The organism is Rhodococcus sp. OK611, from assembly GCF_003050885.1.
GTDB classification, from domain to species: domain Bacteria; phylum Actinomycetota; class Actinomycetes; order Mycobacteriales; family Mycobacteriaceae; genus Rhodococcus_G; species Rhodococcus_G oryzae.
The window spans coordinates 164,556-169,671 of the sequence record NZ_QAOZ01000005.1 but is presented as its reverse complement, the minus strand read 5'-3'; the positions used below and the strand labels follow the sequence as shown (position 1 = coordinate 169,671).

The 5,116-nt window shown below is 68.6% G+C and carries 5 protein-coding genes; 1 reads left to right on the top strand and 4 read right to left on the bottom strand.

Annotation, left to right across the window (positions count from 1 at the left end; genetic code table 11):
• Positions 1–629: 629 nt before the first annotated feature.
• The 4 genes from C8K38_RS08225 to C8K38_RS08210 are packed head-to-tail and all read right to left on the bottom strand — an operon-like array spanning position 630 to position 4,070.
• Complete coding sequence (locus tag C8K38_RS08225; RefSeq protein ID WP_097211046.1) at positions 630–1,055, bottom strand: PPOX class F420-dependent oxidoreductase; 426 nt, start codon at positions 1,053–1,055, stop codon at positions 630–632.
• Between the two features lie 41 nt (positions 1,056–1,096).
• Positions 1,097–1,846 carry an SDR family NAD(P)-dependent oxidoreductase gene (locus C8K38_RS08220; RefSeq protein ID WP_097211045.1) on the bottom strand — a complete coding sequence of 250 codons (750 nt, stop codon included), beginning with the start codon at positions 1,844–1,846 and terminating at the stop codon, positions 1,097–1,099.
• Positions 1,843–2,850, bottom strand: coding sequence for a phosphotransferase family protein (locus C8K38_RS08215; protein WP_097211044.1), 1,008 nt, complete (start codon positions 2,848–2,850; stop codon positions 1,843–1,845). The genes C8K38_RS08220 and C8K38_RS08215 overlap by 4 nt, the downstream gene beginning before the upstream one ends.
• Positions 2,851–2,861: 11 nt before the next feature.
• A complete protein-coding gene (locus C8K38_RS08210) occupies positions 2,862–4,070 on the bottom strand; it encodes an acyl-CoA dehydrogenase family protein (RefSeq protein ID WP_097211106.1) in 1,209 nt (402 codons plus the stop codon).
• Positions 4,071–4,215: 145 nt separating this feature from the next.
• Between C8K38_RS08210 and C8K38_RS08205 the strand changes: the two genes are divergently transcribed.
• Positions 4,216–5,109 carry a TetR family transcriptional regulator gene (locus C8K38_RS08205; RefSeq protein WP_257017282.1) on the top strand — a complete coding sequence of 298 codons (894 nt, stop codon included), beginning with the start codon at positions 4,216–4,218 and terminating at the stop codon, positions 5,107–5,109.
• Positions 5,110–5,116: the final 7 nt, after the last annotated feature.

Below are 5,116 nucleotides of genomic sequence, written 5' to 3'. Positions count from 1 at the left end.
TTTCCGGAACACCGCGGAGTCCCAAACAACCACTTGAATCCCCTCGCCCCCAGCCCATGGGCGCAGCAAAGACAGGTAAGGATCCAAATCAGATTCGACAAGGAAGAGACCGCATCGCCGATACGCGCGAGCGGGAACGGGTGCGCGCCGAGCGCACTGAGAACTATCGTCTGGTCATGCGACCTGTCACGTGGTCACACAACTTCCCGCGGTTCGCGCGATCGCCGAACTGCGACGAGGTCTCAACCTCATCGTGAAGGACACCGAAGCAGCCCCCTGCGCACCGAGTCCATGGATCCACCCTGCGCTCATTGATCGCCCTCCCGAGGAACAATCACGCCGCCACGAGTGGCAACGTCCCGAAATCGCGGCGAGTTCTGCCCGCACCGCAGGATGTAATCTACATCTCAACCAGGTCCGCTCATGCCCTTTTGGTATTTCTTCTAACAAGCGTCCAAGACCTGGCCCGGATTGTCGCGATCCGCACGCTCGTCCAGCGCTTCGACGCGGCGGACGCTCGATCATCTTCCCAGCTCAGCGGCGTTTCACAGCACGCGAACGCACCTTGTGCGCTAGTCACAGCGGTATTGTGATTCGGTCACAGGCCGTGACCTTGGGACACGATCCGGTCAGCCGGTGACGTCCAGATCGGCGATCACCTTGGTCGGACGGAGCCGCACCACCAGCTCCCCTGGCACGCCGTTCCGACGTCCGAACTCCTCCGCCCGGTCCGGCCCCATGTACCGGCCACCGATCGCGGTCGCGATGCGGATCAGTTCCTCGGGGTCCTCGGACACGGTGGCCACGCCCTGCACCTGGACGAAGGCATACGGCGGCTGTTCGAGGTCCACGCAGAGCACCACCCGGCCGTCGCGCGCCACGGCGCGGCCCTTGGCGGAGCCGGCGCCGGTGTTGAAGACCAGATCGTCACCGTCGACGACGAACCACACGGGAGCGACCAGCGGCCGGCCGTCGGACGCGGTGAAACCGAGCTTGCCCGTCCGGGTGCCCGCCGACAGGAACTCGCGTATCGCGGGATCGGCCAGAGTGATCACCCGCGGGAGGCTACGCGGTCGGGCCGTCGCGCGCGCGACTTTCAGGCGCGATAGCCGTCGGTGCCCGCCCTGGCCATGATGATATTCGGGATCACGGCCCGCGACGACAGCCTCAGCAGCGCGTCGACCACCTCGACGACATCGTTGACCTCGAGCATCGCCCCCGGCGGCACCTGCTCGTGGGTCCACGCGCTCATATCGGTGTCCACGAACGCGGGCGCAATGGTCGTGGCGCACACCCCGCGGCCGGACTCCTCGGCGTTCAACGTCGCCGCCATGCTGATCAGCGCCGCCTTCGTCGCGCCGTAGACCGCGAGGCCCTGCTCCGCGTACACACCGGTGATGGACGCGAGCGCGATCACCTTGGCACCACGGCCCGGGTTCGCGGCGGCGCCCGCCCGCAGCAACGGCAACGACTCCTGGAGCAACTGGAACGGCCCGCGGAAGTTCACCGCAACGGTCTTGTCGAACCGGCGCAGCGGAAAGTCCCCGATCTCCCCCGCGGTGCCGACTCCCGCGTTCAGGATCAGCGCGGTCATCGGGCCGAGCCGGTCCGCGTGTGCGGCCGTCACCCTGGCGATATCGGTCTCGTCGGCCATGTCGCCCGCGATCGGCACCACCTCGGGCGCCCCTGCGGCGCGCAGCCCATCCGCGACGGAGTCGAGCCGCGCGGGGTCCCTTGCGGTGATCGTCAACGAGTATCCCGACTGCGCGAGCCGAGTCGCGATCCCGAGCCCGATCCCCCGCGAGGCCCCCGTGACCAGGGCCGTCCTGTTCTCGCCGTCGCTCACAGCGTCACTCCCTTCAGTGCCCGCAGCCCCGCCGCGATGAACTCGGGCGTCGCCTCGGCGGCCCGCACCGCGCCGGCGCCGGAGTCCGATCCCTGCAGCGCGCGATGGGTGATGCCCTCACCGATCACACCCAACTTGAAGTTGGCGAGCGCGAGATAGAAGTTCCAGTCCCCGAGGTCGCGGCCGGACGCGACGGCGTAGCTCTGCGCCAGCGCGCCCGCCGACGGCAGCCGATCGCTGGTCCAGGCCGCCTGGGATCCGAGCACAAGGTCGAACGCCGGGTCCCGGTACACACACATCAGGGCGACGTCGGTCAGCGGATCACCCAGCGTCGACATCTCCCAATCCACCACCGCCCGGACCCGCCCCGGGTCACGGGGATCCAGGATCGTGTTGTCGATCCTGAAGTCGCCGTGCACGATCGACGCGGCCGAGGTCGCGGGCATGGCCTCGGTGAGCGCGGCATGCAGGACCGCCACATCGGGAAGCTCCCTCGTCTTGACCCGATCCCATTGTCCCGCCCAGAGTTTCACCTGCCTCGCGACGAAGCCGTCGGGCCGCCCGAAGTCGCCCAGCCCCACCGCCCGGTAGTCCACCGCATGCAGATCGGCCAGGACTCGCACCAGCGTGTCGGCACTGGCCTCGACCTGATCATCGGAGAGCCCGGCGAGGTCGGCCTGATCCCGGACCACCGTGCCCTCGACGAATTCGACCACCGTCATCGGCGCGCCGAGTGCAGAGCCGTCGGCATCGAAGGCCACCGTCCGCGCAACCGGCACGGCCGTGCCCTGCAGCGCCGAGGTCACGGTGTACTCCCGAGCCATGTCGTGCGCCGACGGGGTCAACCCACTGGTCGGTGGCCGTCGCACCACCCACGACGACCGGTCGTCCCAGGCCCGGTAGGTCAGATTGGATCGGCCGCCGCTGATCAGCTCGACGTGCAGCTCCCCATGCAATTCGATGCAGCTGTCGGACAGGAACCGCTGCAGCGCAGCGATGTTCATTCCGGGAAGGCTCACTTCGCACCCCTCAGCTCGCGCTTGGCTGCCCCGACGACCCGCTTGGCGATGGCCCAACGGTGCACCTCGGACGGCCCGTCGTAGACCCGGAACGGACGGACCTCCCGGGAGAGCCGCGCCAGCGGCAGGTCGCCGGAGACCCCCATCCCGCCGCACATCTGCATGCTGCGGTCGACGATCCGGAAGACCGCCTCGGCGGCGTAGGTCTTCGCGATCGATGTCGCGTTCGACGCCGGGTCGCCGCTGTCGAGCTCCCAGCAGGCCCGTATCAGCAGAGCCCGGGTGGCGGCGATGTCGATTTCGTTGTCCGCCACCATCTTCTGAACCATGCCGAGGTCGCCCAGCCTGGATCCGAAGCCTTCCCGCTCGGCTACCCGGGCAACCGCGACGTCATGGCCGCGGCGCGCGGCGCCCAGCCAGCGCATGACGTGGGTCATCCGGGCCGGGCCGAGCCGCACCTGGGCGTACTCGAAGCCGCGGTCGACCTCGCCGAGCACCGCGGCGTCGGGAACCAGCAGGTCCTCGAAGAAGACCTCGCAGTGCCCGCCGATCATCGCCCGGTCCAGGGTGTCGATGTGTCGCCCCACCCGGATCCCGGGACTGTCGGCGGGCGCGAGGAACATCGTGGCCCCGCCACGCTGACCGGGCTCGCCCGAGGTGCGCGCCATGATGATGAAGAATCCGGCGCCGTCGGCGCCGGTGATGAACCACTTGTGCCCGTTGATCCGCCAGCCGCCATCCGCTCGGACCGCGCGGGTGGTCAGCGCCGACGGGTCCGATCCCGCTCCCGGTGCCGGCTCCGTCATCGCGAAGGCCGAACGGACGTCCCCGTGGGCCAGTGGCGCGAGGAACTGCTGCTTCTGCTCCGGGTTGGCGATGTGCGCCAACATGTGGACGTTGCCCTCGTCGGGCGCCGCGATGTTCAACGCGGTGGGACCGAACAGTGAGTAGCCGGCCTCCTCGAACACCGGGGCACGGTCCGACATGTTCAACCCGTGGCCGCCGAACTCGAGCGGGGCGTGCGGGGCGAACACCCCGGCGGCCTTGGCCGCCTGTTGCATGCCGATCCGCAGCGCGTCGCCGCCGCCGGCCGTGATGTCCCCGGCGTGCTCGTCCTCGATGGGCAGGATGACGTCGCGGGTGAAGGTCCTGGTGCGGTCGATGAGGTCCTGGACCTCGGGGGAATAGGTCAGATCGATCGACACACTCACTCCTCCTTCGTCACGTAGCCGAACGATCGCTCGGCAGCTGATTTCCACACGATCTCACAGGTTTGTCTGCCCGTCAAAGGAGTTCAGTAGATGCCAACGTGTAGCATGTTCAGCATTCCTGAACAGATTGGATCGAGAGTTGACCAAGCCGGAGCACCTGCCCGACACGATCAGGCGGACGCGCCGGTCGGCGGGCCTGACATTGCGAGAGCTCGCGGGGCGGATGGCGATCAGCCCGGCGACGCTCAGCGCCATCGAGAACGGCAAGACCGGCGTCTCGGTCGAGCGACTGCACGCCCTCGCCGGGGCGCTCGACACCACCGCCGCACGGTTGGTGGGCGATGCCGGCACCACCCTCGCCCGCGGACCCTCCACCGCGGACCGCCGAGTGCGCACTTCCTGGCGCGAATCCCCAGGAGCGGCGGCGGCAACTGCACAGTCGACGGGTGACTGGCGTTTGTTCCCGTCACTGCGCGTCGACCCCGTGCTCGCGGCCGCGATCGACTCGTTCGTCGAGACCGGGTATCACGGCGCGACCATGCGCTCGATCGCCGAGCGGGCGGGCATGAGCGTTCCCGGCATGTACCACCACTACCGGGACAAGCAGGAGCTACTGGTGCGGGCGCTCGATCTCACGATGGACGAGCTGCACTGGCGGGTGCGGGCGGCACGGGACCAGGGCACCGGCGGGATCGAGCGCGTCGGCCTCATCGTCGAGGCGCTCGCGCTCTATCACACGCACCGCAGGGAACTCGCATTCATCGGCGCCAGCGAGATGCGTAGCCTCGAACCGGCGAACCGGGCGCGGATCACCGACTCCCGCAATCAGATCCAATACCTTCTCGACGACGAGATCGACGCTGCGATCGCCGAGGGAAGCCTCATGACGCGGCATCCGAGGGATGCCGGACGGGCCATCTCGACGATGTGCACATCACTGCCGCAGTGGTTCCGGATCGATGGACCGTCCTCGCCCGAGCAGATCGCCGCGGAGTACGCGAGCTTCGCTCTCGATCTGCTCGGGCGGGGGTGAGTGCGGG

Excerpts from the sequence above, each read along its gene's own strand:
- C8K38_RS08215 (WP_097211044.1), bottom strand. The coding sequence starts at position 2,850 with ATGAACATCGCTGCGCTGCAGCGGTTCCTGTCCGACAGCTGCATCGAA.